Annotated in this window: 22 protein-coding genes; 7 read left to right on the forward strand and 15 right to left on the reverse strand. The window is 63.6% G+C overall.

What is annotated here, in order from left to right:
• The first annotated feature begins 93 nt into the window (after positions 1 to 93).
• The 5 genes from QPK31_RS08820 to QPK31_RS08840 all read left to right on the forward strand — a co-directional run bounded on the left by QPK31_RS08820 (position 94) and on the right by QPK31_RS08840 (position 4,289).
• Positions 94 to 1,410 (forward strand): hypothetical protein, encoded by a 1,317-nt coding sequence (locus QPK31_RS08820; protein WP_290422562.1) that lies wholly within the window; start codon positions 94 to 96, stop codon positions 1,408 to 1,410.
• A 72-nt stretch (positions 1,411 to 1,482) separates the two neighbouring features.
• Entirely contained in the window at positions 1,483 to 1,683 is a 201-nt protein-coding gene (locus QPK31_RS08825; protein WP_290422563.1) for a DUF3460 family protein, read from the forward strand.
• A gap of 18 nt (positions 1,684 to 1,701) precedes the next feature.
• Entirely contained in the window at positions 1,702 to 2,613 is a 912-nt protein-coding gene (locus QPK31_RS08830; RefSeq protein WP_290422564.1) for a ScpA family protein, read from the forward strand.
• Between the two features lie 28 nt (positions 2,614 to 2,641).
• Positions 2,642 to 3,481: a pantoate--beta-alanine ligase gene (gene panC / locus QPK31_RS08835; RefSeq protein WP_290422565.1), complete on the forward strand. Its 840-nt coding sequence runs from the start codon at positions 2,642 to 2,644 to the stop codon at positions 3,479 to 3,481.
• Positions 3,482 to 3,611: 130 nt separating this feature from the next.
• Positions 3,612 to 4,289, forward strand: a complete 678-nt coding sequence (locus tag QPK31_RS08840; RefSeq protein ID WP_290422566.1) for a PilZ domain-containing protein — start codon at positions 3,612 to 3,614, stop codon at positions 4,287 to 4,289.
• A gap of 179 nt (positions 4,290 to 4,468) precedes the next feature.
• On the opposite strand, the gene QPK31_RS08845 is transcribed toward QPK31_RS08840, so the two are convergent.
• The 15 genes from QPK31_RS08845 to flhD all read right to left on the reverse strand — a co-directional run bounded on the left by QPK31_RS08845 (position 4,469) and on the right by flhD (position 17,008).
• Complete coding sequence (locus QPK31_RS08845) at positions 4,469 to 5,677, reverse strand: EAL and HDOD domain-containing protein (protein ID WP_290422567.1); 1,209 nt, start codon at positions 5,675 to 5,677, stop codon at positions 4,469 to 4,471.
• A 51-nt stretch (positions 5,678 to 5,728) separates the two neighbouring features.
• Complete coding sequence (gene cheZ, locus QPK31_RS08850) at positions 5,729 to 6,367, reverse strand: protein phosphatase CheZ (protein WP_290422568.1); 639 nt, start codon at positions 6,365 to 6,367, stop codon at positions 5,729 to 5,731.
• A gap of 1 nt (position 6,368) precedes the next feature.
• Complete coding sequence (gene cheY, locus QPK31_RS08855; RefSeq protein ID WP_290422569.1) at positions 6,369 to 6,761, reverse strand: chemotaxis response regulator CheY; 393 nt, start codon at positions 6,759 to 6,761, stop codon at positions 6,369 to 6,371.
• A 124-nt stretch (positions 6,762 to 6,885) separates the two neighbouring features.
• On the reverse strand, positions 6,886 to 7,950 hold the full coding sequence (locus tag QPK31_RS08860; RefSeq protein WP_290422570.1) for a chemotaxis response regulator protein-glutamate methylesterase: 1,065 nt from the start codon (positions 7,948 to 7,950) through the stop codon (positions 6,886 to 6,888).
• 17 nt (positions 7,951 to 7,967) lie between these two features.
• The gene (cheD, locus tag QPK31_RS08865) at positions 7,968 to 8,570 is read right to left on the reverse strand and encodes a chemoreceptor glutamine deamidase CheD (RefSeq protein WP_290422571.1); all 603 of its coding nucleotides are present in this window, start codon (positions 8,568 to 8,570) and stop codon (positions 7,968 to 7,970) included.
• 25 nt (positions 8,571 to 8,595) lie between these two features.
• A complete protein-coding gene (locus QPK31_RS08870; RefSeq protein WP_290422572.1) occupies positions 8,596 to 9,450 on the reverse strand; it encodes a CheR family methyltransferase in 855 nt (284 codons plus the stop codon).
• A 68-nt stretch (positions 9,451 to 9,518) separates the two neighbouring features.
• The gene (locus tag QPK31_RS08875) at positions 9,519 to 10,010 is read right to left on the reverse strand and encodes a chemotaxis protein CheW (protein WP_290422573.1); all 492 of its coding nucleotides are present in this window, start codon (positions 10,008 to 10,010) and stop codon (positions 9,519 to 9,521) included.
• A 32-nt stretch (positions 10,011 to 10,042) separates the two neighbouring features.
• The gene (cheA, locus tag QPK31_RS08880) at positions 10,043 to 12,199 is read right to left on the reverse strand and encodes a chemotaxis protein CheA (protein ID WP_290422574.1); all 2,157 of its coding nucleotides are present in this window, start codon (positions 12,197 to 12,199) and stop codon (positions 10,043 to 10,045) included.
• Positions 12,200 to 12,233: 34 nt separating this feature from the next.
• Entirely contained in the window at positions 12,234 to 12,599 is a 366-nt protein-coding gene (locus QPK31_RS08885) for a response regulator (RefSeq protein WP_229437058.1), read from the reverse strand.
• A gap of 65 nt (positions 12,600 to 12,664) precedes the next feature.
• The gene (locus tag QPK31_RS08890) at positions 12,665 to 13,213 is read right to left on the reverse strand and encodes a chemotaxis protein (protein ID WP_290422575.1); all 549 of its coding nucleotides are present in this window, start codon (positions 13,211 to 13,213) and stop codon (positions 12,665 to 12,667) included.
• A 28-nt stretch (positions 13,214 to 13,241) separates the two neighbouring features.
• On the reverse strand, positions 13,242 to 14,174 hold the full coding sequence (motB, locus tag QPK31_RS08895) for a flagellar motor protein MotB (RefSeq protein ID WP_290422576.1): 933 nt from the start codon (positions 14,172 to 14,174) through the stop codon (positions 13,242 to 13,244).
• A 51-nt stretch (positions 14,175 to 14,225) separates the two neighbouring features.
• Positions 14,226 to 15,086 carry a flagellar motor stator protein MotA gene (motA, locus tag QPK31_RS08900; RefSeq protein ID WP_290422577.1) on the reverse strand — a complete coding sequence of 287 codons (861 nt, stop codon included), beginning with the start codon at positions 15,084 to 15,086 and terminating at the stop codon, positions 14,226 to 14,228.
• A 153-nt stretch (positions 15,087 to 15,239) separates the two neighbouring features.
• Positions 15,240 to 16,007: a class I SAM-dependent methyltransferase gene (locus QPK31_RS08905; RefSeq protein WP_290422578.1), complete on the reverse strand. Its 768-nt coding sequence runs from the start codon at positions 16,005 to 16,007 to the stop codon at positions 15,240 to 15,242.
• A gap of 43 nt (positions 16,008 to 16,050) precedes the next feature.
• Positions 16,051 to 16,629 carry a flagellar transcriptional regulator FlhC gene (flhC, locus tag QPK31_RS08910; protein WP_290422579.1) on the reverse strand — a complete coding sequence of 193 codons (579 nt, stop codon included), beginning with the start codon at positions 16,627 to 16,629 and terminating at the stop codon, positions 16,051 to 16,053.
• Between the two features lie 61 nt (positions 16,630 to 16,690).
• A complete protein-coding gene (flhD, locus tag QPK31_RS08915; protein WP_229437064.1) occupies positions 16,691 to 17,008 on the reverse strand; it encodes a flagellar transcriptional regulator FlhD in 318 nt (105 codons plus the stop codon).
• Between the two features lie 552 nt (positions 17,009 to 17,560).
• Between flhD and kynU the strand changes: the two genes are divergently transcribed.
• The gene (gene kynU, locus QPK31_RS08920) at positions 17,561 to 18,820 is read left to right on the forward strand and encodes a kynureninase (RefSeq protein WP_290422580.1); all 1,260 of its coding nucleotides are present in this window, start codon (positions 17,561 to 17,563) and stop codon (positions 18,818 to 18,820) included.
• A 12-nt stretch (positions 18,821 to 18,832) separates the two neighbouring features.
• Positions 18,833 to 19,675, forward strand: a complete 843-nt coding sequence (gene kynA, locus QPK31_RS08925; RefSeq protein WP_290422581.1) for a tryptophan 2,3-dioxygenase — start codon at positions 18,833 to 18,835, stop codon at positions 19,673 to 19,675.
• Positions 19,676 to 19,719: the final 44 nt, after the last annotated feature.

Genomic DNA, 19,719 nt, shown 5'->3' on the forward strand with positions numbered 1-19,719 from the left:
CGGGCCGAGGCGGCGTTATAATGCCGTGTTTTTATTCAGAAACTTCGCGCCTGAGACGCCCCCTACAAACTCTTTTGATAGGCAGATAATAAAATGACCGAATTGAATCCCCTCCGCCATATCCCCGAAGCCAATGTGTTCCGCAAGGGCGATGTCTTCGTCCTGTTCGGCGAACTGTTCGGCCGCGGCTATGTGAACGGCCTGATCGATGAGGCACGCGCCGCCGGTATGACGATCGTCGGTATCACCGTCGGCCGCCGCGACGACAGCGGCGCCCTGCGCGCTCTCACGGTCGAGGAGCACGCCGAAGCCGAAGAAAAGCTGGGCGGGCGCATCATCAACGTGCCGCTGATGGCCGGCTTCGACATGGATGCCCCGGCTGGCGAGCAGAACCCGACCGAAATGCTGTCGGGTATCACCCTCAAAAGCTGGCAGGAAGACAAGCTGGACTGGGAAAAGATCGAGCGCTGCCGCGAAGCCGGCGTGCGCCGCTTCACCGAGTCGGCTGCGCAAGTCATGGCCGAGATCGACAAGCTGGTGCCGGAAGGCGCGAACGTCTTCTTCGCCCACACCATGGCCGGCGGCATTCCGCGCATCAAGGCTTTCCTGGCCATTGCCAACCGCATCTATAAAGGCCGCGGCGAGCGCTTCATGTCCTCGCGCGCCCTGCTCGACAGCGACCTGGGCAAGCTGATCCTGATGAACTTCGACGAAGTCAGCGCCAACACGCTGAAATACCTGATCGATGCCTCGGCCCCGATCCGCGAGCGCGTGACGAAGGCCGGCGGCGAAGTGCGCTACACCGCCTACGGCTACCACGGCACCGAGATCCTGATCGGCGGCGAGTACGTGTGGCAGACCTACACCAACTACACCCAGGGCTACGCCAAGATGCGCCTGGAGAGCATCGCCGAAGCCGCCTGGAACGGGGGTGTGGTCGCGACCGTCTTCAACTGCCCGGAAATCCGCACCAATTCGTCGGACATCTTCGTTGGCGTCGAGCTGTCGCTGTTCCCGCTGCTCACCGCATTGAAGAAGGAAGGCGGCGGAGCATGGGCCGAGCAGCAATGGGCAATCTGCCAGGACCTGCTGGGCGAAGGCACCTCGCTGCAATCGCTGCTCGACACCATCGAGCAATACAACCAGGACGCCACCAGCGCCCAGTTCCGCAACTTCGCAGCCTGGCCGATGGACAACACCCCGGCCCTGGCCGAGGTCATGATCGGCACCTCGGAAGCCATCACCAACCTGCACAAGGACAAGAAGGCCCTGATCACCGATCACCTGTCCAGCCTGGTGCTGGAAGGCGCCGGTCCGTTGATGTTCCATGGCGCGTCGGAAAAGATTGCACCGGTGCTGTGGCTGAACCACGACATCATCGCCCGCCAGCTGAACGCGCTGCATCCATAAACCTTGACGCCGGGACCGCTGGGCAGAACAATCTGCCTCGCCGTCCCGGCTTTCTTTTTATAGAGCAAGACAATGCCTAAATTCACCGGTTACGTTTCCGATCACACCAAGTTCATCGAAGAACTGAAGTCCAAGACCCCTGGCATGGAACAGCGCCAGCAAGAAGGCCGCAACCTGCTGTGGGACAAGCTGCCGATCTCGCTGGACGAACAGGCGCGCGTCGAAGAATCGCGCCTGCGCCAGCAGGCCTATCCGTACCAGACCAAGTTCTGAGGCTGAAGGTCCACGGACATGACACCGCACGAGGCCGCGCCAGATGCGCCGGCCGATGCGCTCCCCGGCGCCGCGCCGGAAGTGGCTGTTGGTTCGGCGACCGATACGGCAACCGATACGGCAACCGAGACCGCGCTCGACGATGCCGCCGCAGCCGCCATTGCGCGGCTCTACGGCGAGCCGCTGCTGCGCATGCCCAACGACCTGTACATCCCGCCCGACGCCCTCGAGATCTTCCTCGACGCCTTCGAAGGCCCGCTCGACCTGCTGCTCTACCTGATCCGCAAGCAGAACTTCAACATCCTCGACATCCCGATGGCGCAGGTGACCCTGCAATACCTGGACTACGTCGAGCAGATCCGCAAGAGCAATTTGGAACTGGCCGCCGAGTATTTGCTTATGGCGGCGATGCTGATCGAGATCAAGTCGCGCATGCTGCTGCCGAAGCGCCAGGACGACCTGGTCGAAGACGCCGGCGACCCGCGTGCCGAACTGGTGCGCCGCCTGCTGGAATACGAGCAGATCAAACTTGCCGCCGTGCGGCTGGGCACGATCCCCCAGGAAGGGCGCGATTTCCAGCGGCCTTCGCTGCCGGTCGAGCAGGGCTTGGCCGTGGCCTTGCCGCAGGTCGAGCCGCACGACTTGCAGCGTGCCTGGCTGGATGTCCTGCGCCGGGCGAAATTGACCCAGCACCACCGCATCGGGCGCCAGGAACTCTCGGTGCGCGAGCACATGTCGGCCATCCTGCGTACACTGCAGGCGCAGCGCTTCGTCGAATTCGGCGAGCTGTTCGCGGGCCAGGAATCGGTGCCGATCGTGGTCGTCCACTTCGTCGCCCTGCTCGAGCTGGCCAAGGAAACCCTGGTCGAAATCACCCAGGCCGAACCGTTCGCGCCGATCTATGTGCGCCTGGCCTACTCGCCGGCCTGACGCACCACCACTTACGCATTCACACACCATGAAAATCATTTCCACCATTGACGAACTGCGCGACCAGCTGCGCGGCCAACTGCGCACCGCTTTCGTGCCGACGATGGGCAACCTGCACGAAGGCCATCTGTCGCTGATGCGCCTGGCGCGCAAGCACGGCGACCCGGTGGTCGCCTCGATCTTCGTCAACCGCCTGCAATTCGGCCCGAACGAAGACTTCGACAAATACCCGCGCACCTTCCAGGCCGACGTCGAGAAGCTGGAAAAGGAAGGCGTGTACGTCTTGTTCGCGCCGACCGAGAAAGACCTGTACCCTGAACCGCAGGAATACCGCGTCCAGCCGCCTGACATGCTCGGCAACACGCTCGAGGGCGAGTTCCGTCCCGGCTTCTTCAACGGCGTGTGCACGGTGGTCACCAAGCTGTTCTCCTGCGTGCAGCCGCGCGTGGCCGTCTTCGGCAAGAAGGATTACCAGCAGCTCATGATCGTGCGTAACATGGCGCGCCAGTTCGCGCTGCCGACCGAGATCATCGGCGCCGAGACCTACCGCGCCGAAGACGGCCTGGCCCTGTCCTCGCGCAACATGTATTTATCTGCCGAAGAGCGCGCCGAAGCGCCGGCCCTGTACCAGGCCCTGAACTTCGTGGCGGGCGAAATGCGCGCCGGCCACCTCGACATCTTCTCGGTCGAGCGCGACGCCATGGACCAGCTGGCCAAGCGCGGCTGGAAGCCGGACTATATTTCGATCCGCAAGCGCATCGACTTGCAGCCGCCGTCGGCCGGCGACCTGGCGCAAGGTGCGCCGCTGGTGGTGCTGGCTGCGGCCAAGCTGGGCACCACGCGCCTGATCGACAATCTCGAGATCTGATTCCACTCGGGCACCCGCGCCCTCCCTGTGCAGAGATGTGCAAATAAGCATTTATTTTCTGCAACAGCTTGCGGCGCGGTGTATGCTAATGGCAATTCGCCTTCCTGGCACTCATGCAAGGATTGCCAACGTGACCGACTCCTCTTCCCTCGCTGCGCACGACTCCCTGCAACGCATTACGCGCAAGGACGCGCACGAGATGCGCGACGCTTTCGATATCGGCGAAGCGCTGACGGCGCTGGCCGAGGCCGGCGCCATGCTGACGGTGTACCCGGCCGGCGACGCGCCGCCGCTGCCGGCGCACATCGCTTCCGTCGAACCCGACGCGCCGCGCTTTGCCCTGTCTTTGTTCGGCAACGGGCCACTGGCGGCGGGCCGCGCCACCTTTGTCGCCGCCCTGCCCAACGACGCCAGGCTGCAGTTCGAGCTCGACAGCGACTGGCGCGACCTGAACCACCTGTCCTTTCCCGATACTTGCCTGGTGCTGGAGCGGCGCACGACGCAACGCGCCGACACCTCGCTGGTCGATTATTTCACCGCTACCTTGAGCGTGTCCGGCAGGCAGATCGAACTGCCCCTGTGCAACTTCGCCACCGGCGGCATCGGCCTGCACGCCCAGCCGGACGCGGCACAGGCGCTACATGTTGGGCAGAAACTGAAGAATGTGCGGCTGCAGCTGGGGCCGGCGCTGTCGATCGTGGCGGATCTCGAGGTGCGCATGCTGCGGCCATTCCGCAGCTATTTGCTGGGCGAGCAGGTGCAGGTGGGCTGCCGCTACGACCGCATCGAGATGGAGATGCGGGGTTGACGTGGTAGGGTGGACCGGGCCGCGCAGGCACCTGTGTCCACGCTGTCTCATCGGGTGCGTTGACGCGGCTGCCGCAAGAGAAAACTTGTGCGTGCGTATCGGCTTGCGGAAATACAGACTCAGCGTTTCAGTCGTACCGCGTGGACACAGGTGTCCACCCTACCAGCCCCAGAAATGAATCAGGCAGTCACCGCCTGCGCCCACGCCAGCGCACACAGATGCGCCTTGTTCACTTCCAGCGGGCTGAGGTTCAGCCCGGCCGCCAGCGACCCGACCAGGTTCGAGCTCAGCTCGCACGCCTCGGCCAGCGCCAGATACGGCCCGTACATCCCCTCGCGCGTCAGCAGCGCCTTGACCACTTCCAGCGGCAGCGGAATCGTGTCCAGCACCTCCTTCATCGGCAAGCCCAGCAGGCGATCGAGCAGCGAGAACATCCCGGCCACGAACAGGTGCTCGCCTTCCGCCTTCGGCAGCGCGTGCAGTCCCAGCAGTTCGGTCAGGCGTCCGCGCACCACCGCCGTTTCCATCAGCACCGGCGAATAGCCGCTGGTGCTGGCGCTGGCCAGCAGCAGGGTCAGCCAGCGGTACAGCGGCGCGTAGCCCATCAGGGCGATCGCCTGGCGGATCGACTGCACCTCGCGCCCGGCGCCGAAGCCGGCCGAGTTGATGTTCTGCAGCAGCTTGTAGGTGAGCGCCGGGTCGCGCTTCAGCACGTTTTCCAGCTTCGGGATGTCTTCGTTGTTCTGCACCATCTGCATCAATTGCAGGATGGTGGTCTGGGCCGGGTTCAGGCCCTTGACCGGGTTACCCGGGCGCGGCGTCAGGTGCAGCTTGCCGACAAAGGCTTCCAGGCCGAGGGTGGCGCAGGCGTCGTAGTCGATCCAGTTGCTGACCGGGCGCCCCACCATGCGCAGCGCGGCGCCCTTGGCGGCGGCATAGGTGCGCGCCTGCTCGGCCACGTTGATGCCGGCAAAGCGCATCTCGACGTGCGAGGCATACGGCGCGAGCGCCTTGGTGATGTGGCCGACGTCCAGGCCGCGGATCGAGATGCCGATGCCGCCGGCGCGCACGGCCTGCACGGCGGCGCGGGTGTTCGGGTCCATCAGGGTGCGCGCCTGCAGGCTCAGCACGGTGCGCTCGGGCGGCAGCGCGAACAGCGCGTCGGTCGAGAGCATCGCCGGCACGGCGTCGAGGAAGAGAAGCTTGTCGCGCAGCAGCCAGCCGTGTTCTTCGTGCTGGACATGCTCGGCGACGAAGCCGACCAGTTGTTCAAGGTCGGCGTCGAGGACGGGTTGGCCGCCCTTTTGTTGCCAGAGCAGCTCGTAGCCGATGACCCGCTGGGTGGCATCGAGCAGCGGTTCGCGAACAATGTAGTTTTTGTGGTGCATGAATACAGTCGCGAGAGAAGACAGCGGATCCGCAGCCGGATCGGCGGGCGGTCAGAACCCCAGGCTGTCGAGCAGGTCGTCCACCTGGCCCTGGTTGGCCACGATTTCCGTGTTGCCTTCCGGTTTGATCTGCGGGCCGTTCAGCAGGCCGGTGTCGAGCTCGCGCTTGATTTCGCTCGGGGCGAAATCGATCAGCACCTGCACCAGCTGCTTTTCCAGGTCTTGCGCGATCGAGGTGATCTTGCCGATCACCTGGCCGGTCAGGTCCTGGAAGTCCTGGGCCATCATGATGTCCATCAGCTGGCCGCGGGTGGCGACGGCGGCTTGTTCGGACTCGGCCAGCGCGGCCATCGTGCGTTCGGCCAGGGCGCGCCAGTCGGTGTCGCCGGCACCGCCCTTGTCCAGCAGGGCCTGCCACTCGCCGCGCAGCGCGCCGCTGCGCTGTTCGATACCGTCCTGCAGGGGGCCGGCGGTATCGGTGGCGTCGAGCACACGCTTGGCGGACTGCTCCGAGAGGCGCGCAACGTAATCGAGGCGGTCGCGCGCATCGGGGATGTCGCTGGCGGCCTTTTCGATCAGTTTATCCAGGCCCAGGCCGCGCAGGCTGTCGTGCAGCGCGCGCGTCATGTGGCCGATGCGGCTCAGGACCTCTTCGTTCGAAGCCGCCGCATCCAGCGAGTGCTCTGCCATATCAGGCCTTTTCCATCTTCTCGAAGATCTTGTTCAGCTTCTCGTCGAGCGTGGCGGCCGTGAACGGCTTGACCACGTAGCCGCTGGCGCCTGCCTGGGCCGCGGCGATGATGTTTTCCTTCTTCGCTTCCGCGGTCACCATCAGCACCGGCAGTTTGCTCAGCGCCGGATCGGCGCGGATGTGCTGCAGCATGGTCAGCCCGTCCATATTGGGCATGTTCCAGTCCGAGACGACGAAGTCGAACTGCTCGCTGCGCAGCTTGGCCAGCGCCATGACGCCGTCTTCGGCTTCGTCGACGTTGGCGTAACCCAGTTCTTTCAACAAGTTCCGGACGATGCGGCGCATCGTCGAGAAATCGTCAACAACCAGGAAACGCATCTTTGGGTCAGCCATGAATTACTCCGTTGATTCTTCTACTATGGTTAGTGTGGCTTGAGGCGCTGCGACAAGCAACCTCAAGGATAGCATTTTTGTTGCCGTGCGGCGACAAAACCGGCGCAAAAGCGATGAAAGCGAATCAAACCCGCAACGCCCGTCCGCCTTGCGCCGCGAGTTGCCCGAGCACCAGGCCCGGCAAGGCGTTCAGGGGCGCCACTTCGTGCGTGGCGCCGATGGCAATCGCTTCGCGCGGCATGCCGAATACGACGCATGAGGCTTCGTCCTGGGCGAAATTGTGCGCTCCCGCGTTCTTCATTTCAAGCATACCAGCAGCGCCGTCTTTCCCCATGCCCGTCAGGATCACGCCGACCGCGTTCTTGCCCGCCGCCACTGCCGCCGAGCGGAACAGCACGTCGACCGACGGGCGGTGCCGGTTCACCGGATCGGTCTGCTCGATTTTGGTCATGTAGTTGGCGCCCGAGCGCGTGAGCAAGAGGTGCGAGTGGCCCGGGGCGATATACGCGTGGCCCGGCAGGATACGCTCGTTGCCGGCGGCTTCAAGCACGCTGATCCTGCACAGCGAATCCAGGCGCCGCGCGAACGAGGTGGTAAAGCCTTCCGGCATGTGCTGGGCGATCAGGATGCCCGGGCAGTCCGACGGCATCTGCATCAGGAATTCGCGGATCGCTTCGGTGCCGCCGGTAGAGGCGCCGATGATGATCAGCTTTTCCGAGGAAATCAGCGGGCTGCGCAGGGCTTGCAGGGCCGAGGGAGTGGTGTTTTGTTGCACGGTACGGGCTTTCACGCGCGCACGCGCGGCGGCGCGGATCTTGTCGGTAATCAGTTCGGTGTACTCGCGCATGCCGGACTGGATCGAGATCTTGGGCTTGGTGACGAAGTCGACCGCGCCGAGTTCCAGCGCGCGCATCGTGATTTCCGAGCCGCGCTCGGTCAGCGACGACACCATCAATACCGGCATCGGGCGCAGGCGCATCAGTTTTTCCAGGAAGTCGAGGCCATCCATCTTCGGCATCTCGACGTCCAGGGTCAGCACGTCGGGGTTGTGTTTCTTGATCAGTTCGCGCGCCACCAGCGGGTCGGGCGCGGTCGCCACGACTTCCATGTCGGCCTGCGAATTCACGATCTCGCTCATCACGCTGCGGATCAGGGCCGAGTCGTCGACGATCAGTACCTTGATTGTCATCGTCTTTCCTTTCGGGGTCAGAACAGGTCGATTTCGCCGCCAACGGGCTCGACCTTGAGACGCTTGGCGTAGTCGAGCTCGCGCTTGGCCAGCGTATCGTTCTGGGTTTGCATCAATTTCTTTACCAACACCCTGCCCGTCTTCGGGAAGAAATACACCTTGCGCGGGTAGATGTCGTTCAGGTCTTCGGCCAGCACCGGGATCCGTTCGGTCTTCAGGAACTGCATGACGAAGGCGGCATTCCGTTCGCCGACGTTCATGGCGGTGAAGCCGCGCAGCACGGCGCCGCCGCCGAAGACCTTGGCTTCCAGGTGCTCGCGCCGGGCGCCGGCCTTCAGCAGGTCGTTGATCAGCACTTCCATGGCAAAGGTGCCGTAGCGCATCGAGGCCGACACCGGGCTGCCGCTGTCGCCGCCGCCGTCGGGCAGCATGAAGTGGTTCATGCCGCCCAGGCCGCTCACGCGGTCGCGGATGCAGGCCGACACGCAGGAACCGAGCACGGTCACGATCAGCATGTTCTTGCCGGTGTAGTAATACTCGCCGGGCAAGATCTTGGCTGCTTCGACATCGAAGGTGCGGTCGTAATAGACGTTGGTGGCGAAGTGGCTGTTCGAAGGCATGGGGTTTCCGAGGGGGCGCGGCGGTTCAGGCGCGGCGGTCGTTGAGTTCGTAGACGGTCTTGCCGCGCAAACGCAGCGAGTCGGAAACGTAGAGGAAGTTTTCGGAGTGGCCGGCAAACAGCAGCGCGTGCGGCTTCATCAGCGGTACGAAGCGCGCCAGGATTTTGCGCTGGGTCTCTTTATCAAAATAAATCATGACATTCCGGCAAAAGATTGCGTCGAACTGCCCGCTCACCGGCCAATGGTCGGCGAGGAGGTTGAGCTGGCGGAAGCTTACCAGTTGCCGCAACTCGGGACGCACACGGACCATGCCTTCGTGGCGGCCCTTGCCGCGCAAGAAGAAACGCTTCAGGCGTTCCGGCGCCATCTTTTCCACGCGGTCGTCGCCGTACACGCCTTCGCTGGCGGTGGCCAGCACATTCGTGTCGATGTCGGTGGCGATGATCTGCACCGGCGGCGTGAGCGTATTGAAGGCTTCGCAGAGGGTCATGGCGATCGAGTACGGCTCTTCGCCGGTCGAGCTGGCAGAGCACCAGATCGTCAATGGTTCGCCCGGACGCCCGCGCAGGCGCGCCACGTGCTCGGCCAGCAGCGGGAAGTGGTGGGCTTCGCGGAAGAAGGACGTCAGGTTGGTCGTCAGCGCGTTCGTGAACGACTCCCATTCGTCGCTCATGCGGCCCGCTTCCAGGTCGTCCAGGTATTTCGCGAAACTCTGGATGCCGGTTGCGCGCAGGCGCCGGGCCAGGCGGCTGTAGACCATTTCCTGCTTGCTGTCGGCCAGCGAAATGCCGGCCTGGCGGTAGATCAGGGCGCGCACGCGCTCGAAGTCGCCGCGCGTGAAGTCGAATTCCTTGACCGTGTCGGATTTATGTAACGGCACTTTGCCTTACCTCTGAGTTCGTTGCGGGCGGAAACCCGCCCTGTTGCCGAGTGCCGTCCGTGTTGGTCTTATGCAGCCAGCTTGTCGATCAGGCCCATTTCCGGGGACGACATCAAACGGTCGATGTCGACCAGGATCAGCATGCGTTCGTCCACCGTGCCCAGGCCGATCAGGTAATCGGTGCTGAAGGCGGTGCCCATGTCCGGGGCCGGCTTGATCTGGTCCGGGGTCAAGGTGGTCACGTCGGAGACGCTGTCGACCACCATGCCCATCACGCGGCCGCCGATGTTCAGGATGATGACGACGGTGAACTGGTCGTAGGTCGGCTCGCCGAGCTTGAACTTGATGCGCATGTCGACCACGGGGATGATGATCCCGCGCAGGTTGATCACGCCCTTGATGAATTCCGGCGCATTCGCGATGCGGGTCACGGCTTCGTAGCCGCGGATTTCCTGCACTTTCAGGATATCGATGCCGTATTCTTCCGAGCCCAGGGTAAAGGCCAGGTATTCGAGACCGGCGTCGTTGCCCTGGGTTTGGCTGGCTTGGGTAATGGACATATTCTTTCCTTATTCAGTTCGTTTGTTCAGGCTCAGGTGGCCAGTGCTTCGTCGGCCACCTGGCGCGAGGAGCGCACCAGCGCCGCCACGTCGAGGATCAGCGAGACGCCGCCGTCGCCCAGGATGGTGGCGCCGGAAATGCCGCTCACCTTGCGGTAGTTCGCTTCCAGGTTCTTCACCACCACGTGCTGCTGGCCGACCAGGTCGTCGATCAGGAGCGCGGCGCGCCTCCCTTCCGACTCCAGGATCACGACGATGCCGTCGGCCGGGTCGCTGGCGCGCGCTTCGATGCCGAACACGGCGTGCAGCGCGATCAGCGGCAGGTATTCGCCGCGGACCTTGAGCACCTGGCCGCGGCCGGCGATGTCGCGGATGTCTTCGCGGCGCGGCTGCAGTGATTCGACGACATAGCCCAGTGGAAGGATATAGATTTCTTCGCCGCAGCGGATGGTCATGCCGTCCAGGATGGCCAATGTCAAAGGCAGCGAGATCGAAATCGTGGTGCCGAAGCCACGCGCGGAGCGGATGTCGACCGAACCGCCCATGGCCGTGATGTTCCGTTTGACAACATCCATGCCGACGCCGCGGCCCGACACGTCGGTGACGATCTCGGCCGTGGAGAAGCCCGGCGCGAAGATCAGTTGCCAGACTTCGCTGTCGCTCATCGTGTCCGAGACCGGCAAGCCGTTCTGCGCGGCTTTCGCCAGGATGCGCTCGCGGTTCAGGCCGCCGCCATCGTCGGCCACTTCGATCACGATGTTGCCGCCCTGGTGGGCCGCCGACAGGAACAAACGCCCCGCTTCCGACTTGCCGGCGGCGACGCGCGCTTCCGGCATCTCGATGCCGTGGTCGATGCTGTTGCGCACCAGGTGGGTCAGCGGGTCGACGATGCGCTCGATCAGGCCCTTGTCGAGCTCGGTCGCGGCGCCCTGGGTGATGAAGTCGACCTTCTTGCCGAGTTTGCCGGCGAGGTCGCGCACCATGCGCGGGAAGCGCGAGAACACGAAGTCCATCGGCATCATGCGGATCGACATCACGGCTTCCTGCAGCTCGCGCGTGTTGCGGGTGAGCTGGCTGACCGAAGACAGCAGGCGCTCGTGCATCATCGGGTCCAGCCCGCCGCTGCGCTGCTCGATCATGGCCTGGGTGATGACCAGTTCGCCGATCAGGTTGATCAGCTGGTCGACCTTTTCCACCGAGACGCGGATCGAGGACGATTCGCCGGCTTTGGCTTCGGCGCCCTTTTCGTCCTTTTTGGCAGCCTTCTTCTCGGCCTCGTGATCGATGGCGGCCACCGAGGTCGCGGCGGCGGCCGGCTTGGCGCCCGGCGCATCGACGCCGGCCAATGCGCGGATCTGCTCGATCGGCTGGAAGAAGCCGTAGCCGCGCTCGTCGTCGGACAAGTCGTCGCCGACGGCCGCGACCTCGTCGCTCGGGTCGAAGAAGCCATAGCCCTGCTCTTCCTCGATACGGGCGCGCTCGGCGGCCTCGATCGCGCGCTGTTCCGGCGTCAATGGCGGCGCTTCGAAGATCTTCAGGTCGCTCGGATCGAGCACGAAGGAGCAGATGGCGACGATGTCGTCCAGGCTTTCGTGGGTGGTGATGATCAGGGCGCTGCGCCCGCCCTCCAAGGGCGTGACCGAGACCCGGCCCATCAGGCCGAGCTCGTCGACCAGGGCGTTCACGTCGCGCTGGGCGACGCTCGGCAGCTCGATCTTGTAGCGGTGCGCGCCCTCGCCGGTGTGGGCCTTGGTTTCGGCATGCAGGAAGGACGGCGCGATGATCGAGGCCGCCGGCACCAGGCCTTCGGACAAATCGTGCAGCATCATGCGCACGTTGGCCACCGTGTCCTGGTCGACGGCGGCGCCATTGCGGTGGCCGTCGAGCTGCATCTTGAGGGTGTCTTTCGCGGCCAGGAAGGCGTCGACGTGCTGCGAAGTCAAGGCCATCTCGCCCTTGCGGATGCGGTCCAGCAGGGATTCGAGCACGTGCGTGACTTCGCTCATGTCCGTGATGCCGAAGGTCGAGGCGCCGCCCTTCACGGAGTGGGCGGTGCGGAAGATGGCGTTCAGGTCTTCGGCGTCGGGCGCGGCCACGTCGACCGCCAGCAGCAGCCGTTCCATTTCGGCGAGCAGCTCTTCGGCCTCGTCGAAAAAGACCTGGTAAAACTGGCTGATGTCGATCGTCATGACAGATTCCGTTGCGGTAGGCGATGCATGCGCATCAACCGATCACTTTTTTGACGACCTCGATCAGGCGCTGCGGGTCGAACGGCTTGACCAGCCAGCCGTTGGCGCCGGCCGCACGGCCTTTCGACTTCATTTCGTCCGAGGATTCGGTGGTCAGCATCAGGATCGGCACCTTCTGGTACTCGGGCAGGCCGCGCAACTGCTTGATCAGCGACAGGCCATCCATGCGCGGCATGTTCTGGTCGGTCAGGACCAGGTCGACGACCTGCTGGCGCGCCTTGTCCAGGCCATCCTGGCCATCCACCGCTTCCACCACCTGGTAACCGGCCGCCTTCAGGCTGAACGCCACCATCTGGCGCAGCGAGCTCGAATCGTCGACCGCGAGAATTGTTTTAGCCATGTTTTGCTCCTGCTGTTTTATACGCCCCGGGGCATGCCGGGAGATGGTTATGTGTGCACCGAACCTCAGAACAGTTCGATGTCCCCGCTTTCGAGATGCTTTTGTTCGACCGACTTGCGCAAGACGCTGCGCAGCTCGAGCGACTGGATCGCCAGCGCCATGCTGACCTTGCCCAGGCGCTCGACGATTTCTTCGCTGCCCGTTTCCGGATGAATATCGGAACCGTGTTCGTCCAGCGTGCCGAGGAATTCGCGCAGGCCCGTCACGCGCTTCAGGGTACGCTCGATCAGCTGGCTGGTCATGTCCTGGAACTGCATGCTGGTCACGGCCGTGTTGACGTGGTTGCCGATCTCGCCGGACATCGCCGCCAGGGCCGCGATGTCTTCCTTGCTCGGTTCGCCGCCCGCCAGCAGGCGGTCGATCGCGGCCTGCCGTTCGCCGACCGCGCTATGGATCGCCAGGAAACTGCTGGTCAGTTTCTCGATGGCTTCTTCTAGCAGCAATTCCGTCTGCAGCAGATCGGTCTCGACCTCGCTGAGGTGGCGTCGCCCGTGAGCCGACACGCCGGAGAGCAGCCGTTTCACGTGCGAGCCGAGTATCTTTTTTCTTGTCATTATGGTCCTCCTGTCCTGTCGCGGCAGCTTATTGTGCGGTGGCGGCAGTCACCGCCTGCGCCGCGGCTGCGCCATCCTGGGCCGGCACGTCGAGCGTGGCGGCGTCGCGCATCACGGCGTCCTCGGTGCGCTTGTTCATCACGATGATGCTGATGCGGCGGTTGATCGGGTTGAACGGGTCGGCGCGGTCCAGCGGCGCGGCCGCGGCCAGGCCGACCACGCGCAGGATCTTGTCGTCGGCCAGGCCGCCAGCCACCAGCGCGCGGCGCGAGGCGTTGGCGCGGTCGGCCGAGAGTTCCCAGTTGCTGTAGCCGGCCTCGCTGTAGTACGGCGTCGAATCGGTGTGGCCGGACAGGCCGATGCGGTTCGGCACGTCGTTCAGCACCATGCCCAGCACGTGCAGGATGTCGTCGGTATAAGGTTGCAGCGTGGCTTTTGCCAGCGCGAACATCGGCCGATTCTGCTCGTCCACGATCTGGATGCGCAGGCCTTCGCTGGTGATGTCGAGCAGCAGCTGGTTCTTGTATTTCTTCAGCGTTTCGTTGGCGTCGATGATCGATTCGAGCTTGGTCTTCAGGCCGCGCAGGCGCTCGCCCTCGGCGCGCTCGACGGCGGCCTTGGCAGCGTTCAGATCATAGGTCTTGTTTTCCGGCGGGGTATCGCCCTTCTTCACCTGGCCGTTGCGGCGCGTCAAATCCGTACCGCCGCCCTTGATGACCGACGAGCTGTCGCCCGAACCCGAGCCGCCCGACATCGCCACCTTCAGCGGGGTCTTGAAGAATTCCGAGATGCCCTCGAGGTCGCCCTTGGCCGTCGAGCCAAGCAGCCACATCAGCAGGAAGAAGGCCATCATCGCCGTCACGAAGTCGGCGTAGGCGATCTTCCAGGCGCCGCCATGGTGTCCGCCACCAGACTTCTTGATCTTCTTGACGATGATCGGACGCATTCCTTCGTCGGCCATGGGTATTCGCGTAGGTGTGGTTAAAAGGTTGTGGGCTGGGGTTCAGGACAATTACTTGCCCTTGGACTTCTTGATGTGCTCTTCCAGCTCGGCAAAGGTCGGGCGCTCGGTCGAGTACAGCACCTTGCGGCCGAATTCCACGGCCAGGGCCGGGGCGTAGCCGTTCAGGCTGGCCAGCAGGGTCACTTTCACGGTCTGGAACATCTTGGTCGATTCTTCCAGTTTCTGTTCCAGCACGCTGCCCAACGGGCTGACGAAACCGTAGGCCAGCAGGATACCGAGGAAGGTACCGACCAGCGCCTTCGCGATCAGGATACCGAGTTCCGCCGGCGGGATGCCGACCGATTCCATGGTGTGCACCACGCCCATCACCGCCGCCACGATACCGAAGGCCGGCAGGCCGTCGCCGAGCTTGGCGATCACGTGGGCCGGCACGTGGCCTTCCTGGTGGTGGGTCTCGATCTCGTTGTCCATCAGGTTTTCGATCTGGAAGGCGTCCATGTTGCCCGACACCATCAGGCGCAGGTAGTCGGCCATGAATTCGACGATGTGGTGGTCGGCCAGCACCAGCGGGTACTTCGAGAACAGCGGGCTCGCTTCCGGCGATTCGATGTCGCCTTCGATCGACATCAGGCCTTCCTTGCGCACTTTCGACAGCACGTCGAACAGCAGCGACATCAGTTCCATGTACATTTCCTTGGTGTACGCGGAACCCTTGAAGACGGTCGGCAGCGCCTTCATCGTCGCCTTCAAGGCCTTGCCGTTGTTACCGACAAACATCGAGCCGGCAGCCGCACCGCCGATCATCAGCAGTTCCAGCGGCTGGAACAGTGCAGCCATGTGGCCGCCGCTCATGACGAAGCCGCCGAACACACACGCGCAGATAACGACGTAACCGATAATGACTAACAAGACACTGCTCCAGAAAGTGCCCGGACGGGCTGGAAGATCCACGAATTTCCGAGACTTTGTATCTCAGAAAAAATATTTACGTAGGGAACTACGACAGCTGGAACAATAGCGGGAGAATGGCCCACGGGCAAGTAAAACAGCGGCGATTGTCGCCTAAAAGTGCCATATGTAGAGAGTTCGACCAGTGTTCGGTAGATAGACAGATAAGGTCGGTGCGCTTTCGTTAATAGCGAACTCGTAACTCATTAAGATACTGCCGGGACGCATCTCTTTTTTGGCCTTGCGCCAGAGGGCGGTCATGGCCGCCGGCGACAGGTAGGCGAACACGGCGTCGTACTGCGCGAAATCGAGCTTTTCGTAGTCGCCCAGCAGGAAGCGGGCGCGGCTATTGGTCAGGCGTGCGCGCGCCCAACTGCCGAACCAGGGCAGCGGCGCCAGTTCGATTCCGGTTGCGCGAATGTCGCTGCGGCGGCTTGCCAGGTCCATGACCAGGCCGCCCAGGCCGCTGCCGATATCGATGAAGGAGACCGGCCGATCCTGCGGCAATTGCTCGGCCACGGCATCCCAGGCCGCCTTTCCCGACGGGTAGTACGGCACCTGGGTGCGGAAGGTCGACCAGTACAGCACCAGCATGAAGAGGAAGACAACCAGGAACAGCCAGGGCGGAATCGCGAACTGGCTGGCGCCCAGCAGGGCCAGCGGGAACAGCAGGCCGATCGCCAGCCACCAGCGCGCCAGCTTGCGCCAGGCACTCAAGGCCGCGGCAAAGATGCCCTGGGCCAGCGCGGCGGTCAGATACGAGGGAGCACTGCCCGCGCGCGCCAGCAGGAACACGGCAAGCAGGGTCAGCGGGAAGGCGGCGACCTGGCACAGCAGCGCCTGGATGGCGGGAGCGCGCAGGATGCGGCCCGGCGCGCTCACAGCACGCTCCCGGCCGACGGCATCGTCATCAGGTGAAACCCGCTCAGGCGTCGGATTCGCTGCCGGCCTGCTCGGCATCGAGGGCGGCCTGGGCGGCGTCCTTGGCCTTGCGCGTCTTGCCGGCGCGCGAAGGCATGTGGCACAGGCCGCACAGGTAGCCGCTGTTCAGGTCGAGGGTATTCACCACGAACTTGCCCTTGCATTTTTCGCAAGGCGCCAGCTTGAGCATGCCGCTGCCGAAGAAACGCACCAGGGTCCAGGCGCGCGTCAGCGACAGCAAGGGCTCTTCGCCGGGCGAGGCCGGCATCTGCTCGAGGTAGAGTTGATAGGCTTTCATCACCGCCTGGATGCCGCTGGCGCCGGCGTTATCGACCAGGAAGTTATGGATATTCAGGAACAGCGAGGAATGGATATTCGGCTGCCAGGTGAGGAACCAGTCGGTGGAGAACGGCAGCATGCCTTTCGGCGGCGAGACGCCCTTCAGTTCCTTGTACAGCTTGATGAGGCGCTCGCGCGAGAGCGACACCTCGGTTTCCAGCAGCTGGAGTCGTGCACCCAGCTGTATCAGCTCGATCGCGAGCTGGATTTCTTGCGCTTCCGATACGACGCTTTTTTTGGTCATCCTACAGCTCCGGCAACAGTCCCGGCTATCCTACACCATAGGACCGCTACCGCGTAGCGCATCAGGCGATTTCTTCGGCTGGCTGGCCGGCCATCAGGATCGCGGCGTGCGACTGGGCCAGGGCGCGGTCCTTGGTGTGGCTGGTCAGCATCGAGAGGATCGCGGTGTCGTCGAAGCGGAAGCGGGCCAGCATCATGTTGCCGCCGGCGAGCTTCAGGATCTGCGCGTTGCTCATGCCTTCGATCAGGTCGGCGATGTCCGCCGAGATGCCGAGGCGGAAAATCGCGGTGACCTTGTCGGCGCGGATCATCTGCTGCGCGAGCATCAGGTAGCTCAGGTTCGCGTCGCGGATTTCAGCCATCATGTCGTTTGCAGTCATTTTCCACTCTCCGTTGTTTAGGTTCCGGCAGCAGTGTGTGTTGCCAGTGAGATAGATTCTGACTGTAGAGAAACATTAGGGGAATCGGAGAGACACTGTATTTTGTGTCCTCCAAAGACGACAGCATCCGTAGGAGTTTGTCTGACAAACCCTGGCGGATGGGAGATGCGCTCCTATGAAAAGGAGGCTTGCGAGTTGTTGTTCGGCGTGCCGTATCGCAACATTTTCGTGTCGCAACTTTTTACGCTTGTGTTGCGCTTTTGCAGATTAACGTCAACCAAACCGAGAACTTTAGGGTGATCCTGAAATATTTTTCAGTGCCCTCTTCAGCCCTCTGACTCCTTAACGGCAGCGTTTTCGAGAACTTTAGGGTTGTCCGCAAATATTTTTGAAATATTTTTCGGCCAGATTTTTCAGCGCTCTGACTCCTTTACGGCAGGGTTCGGCGGAACTTTAGGGTTGGGAGCAAAAAAATTTGAAATATTTTTTGTGGGGTCTTGCTACACTGCCGCCCATCCTGCCATCTGCCTATACAACCAGAGACGAATCCTCATGAGCGAACCCACCCTTACCCGCGCCGATTGCCTGGCGCGCGACGCCCAAGATCCGCTGGCGCCCCTGCGCGAACGCTTCGACCTGCCGGCCGGCGTCATTTACCTGGACGGCAATTCCCTCGGCGCCCGCCCGCGTGCGGCCCTGGCCCGCGCCCAGGACGTGGTGGCGCGCGAATGGGGGCAAGACCTGATCAAGAGCTGGAACACGGCCGGCTGGTTCGACCTGCCCAAGCGGCTCGGGCAGCGCCTTGCGCCGCTGGTCGGTGCCCAGGCCGACGAAGTCGTCGTCACCGACACCACCTCGCTGAACCTGTTCAAGGCGCTGGCCGCCGCCGTGCGCATCCAGGCCCAGGGCGACACGGCCGGCCGCCGCGTCATCGTCACCGAGCGCAGTAACTTCCCGACCGACATCTATATGGCGGAAGGCCTGACGAGCTGGCTCGAGCGCGGCTACAGCGTGCGCCTGGTCGACTCGGTGGAGGAGCTGCCGGCCGCCATCGACGCCGACTGCGCCGTTGTCATGCTGACCCACGTGAACTACCGTACCGGCTACCAGCACGACATGGCCGCCCTCACCCGCCACGCGCACGGGAATGGCGCCCTGATCGTCTGGGACCTGGCCCACTCGGCCGGCGCGGTGCCGGTCGACCTGAACGGCGCCGAAGCCGACTTCGCGGTGGGCTGCACCTATAAATACCTGAACGGCGGGCCGGGTTCGCCGGCCTTTATCTGGGTGCCGCGGCGCCACCAGGCCCAATTCCAGCATCCGCTGTCGGGCTGGTGGAGCCACGCCAGGCCGTTCGCGATGGCCCACGGCTTCGCGCCCTGCGACGGCATCGGCCGCGCGCTGTGCGGCACCCAGCCGGTGGTGTCGCTGGCCATGGTCGAATGCGGATTGGAGATCTTCGAGGAAACCGGCATGGACGCGATCCGCGCCAAGTCGCTGGCCCTGACCGACCTGTTCATCCAATTGGTGGAGGCGCGCTGCGCCGCTCATCCGCTGGGACTGGTGACCCCGCGCGAGCATGCGCGGCGCGGCAGCCAGGTCAGCTTTACCCATCCGCACGGCTACGCGGTGATGCAGGCCCTGATCGCGCGCGGCGTGATCGGCGACTATCGCGAGCCCGAGATCATGCGCTTCGGCTTCACGCCGCTGTACACGGGCTTTGCCGATGTCTGGGACGCCGTCGAGATCCTGAAGGACATCCTCGACCGCGAAGACTACGATGTGGGCGCCGAACGCGGCGCGGTGACCTGAGGCGGCTTGCACATGAGCGATATGAAAGACAAGCCGGCCGAATGGCATGGCGCCAAGATGGACTTCAAGGAGTCGATGAGCTACGGCGACTACCTGGGCCTGGAGCAGATCCTGTCGGCCCAGCACCCGCTTTCGCCGAACCACAACGAGATGCTGTTCATCATCCAGCACCAGACCAGCGAACTCTGGGTCAAGCTGATGCTGCACGAAATGCAGGCCGTGCGCGTGCAGCTGCGCGCCGGCGAGCTCTCTCCCGCCTTCAAGATGCTCGCGCGCGTGGCGCGCATCATGGACCAGCTGGTGCATGCCTGGGACGTGCTGGCGACGATGACGCCGTCGGAATACACGGCGATCCGGCCCTATCTGGGCGCCTCGTCCGGCTTCCAGTCGCACCAGTACCGCGAACTCGAATTCATCCTCGGGAACAAGAACGCGAACCTGCTGGCGGTGCACGAAAAGAACCCGCCGGCCCACGCCATCCTCGAGCGCGAGCTGAAGCTGCCTTCGGTCTACGACGAAGCGGTGCTGCTGCTGGCGCGGGGCGGCTTCGCCATCGCACCGGAGCGCCTGGAGCGCGACTGGACCCTGCCGACCGAGCATGACGATTCGGTGAAGGCGGCCTGGCTGGCGGTCTACCAGGACCCGGCGCAGCATTGGGCGCTGTACGAGCTGGCCGAGAAGCTGGTCGACCTGGAGACGGCCTTCCGCTTCTGGCGCTTCCGCCATGTAACGACGGTGGAACGCATCATCGGCTTCAAGACCGGCACCGGCGGCACGGCCGGCGTGAGCTACCTGCGCAAGATGCTCGACGTGGTGCTGTTCCCGGAACTGTTCGCCCTGCGCACCGCGCTCTGATCCGACGCCGCTTGTCGCAGACGCGTAGAATGGCCTGAACGACA

It is taken from the genome of Massilia sp. YIM B02769 (assembly GCF_030411995.1).
Taxonomy (GTDB): domain Bacteria; phylum Pseudomonadota; class Gammaproteobacteria; order Burkholderiales; family Burkholderiaceae_D; genus Telluria.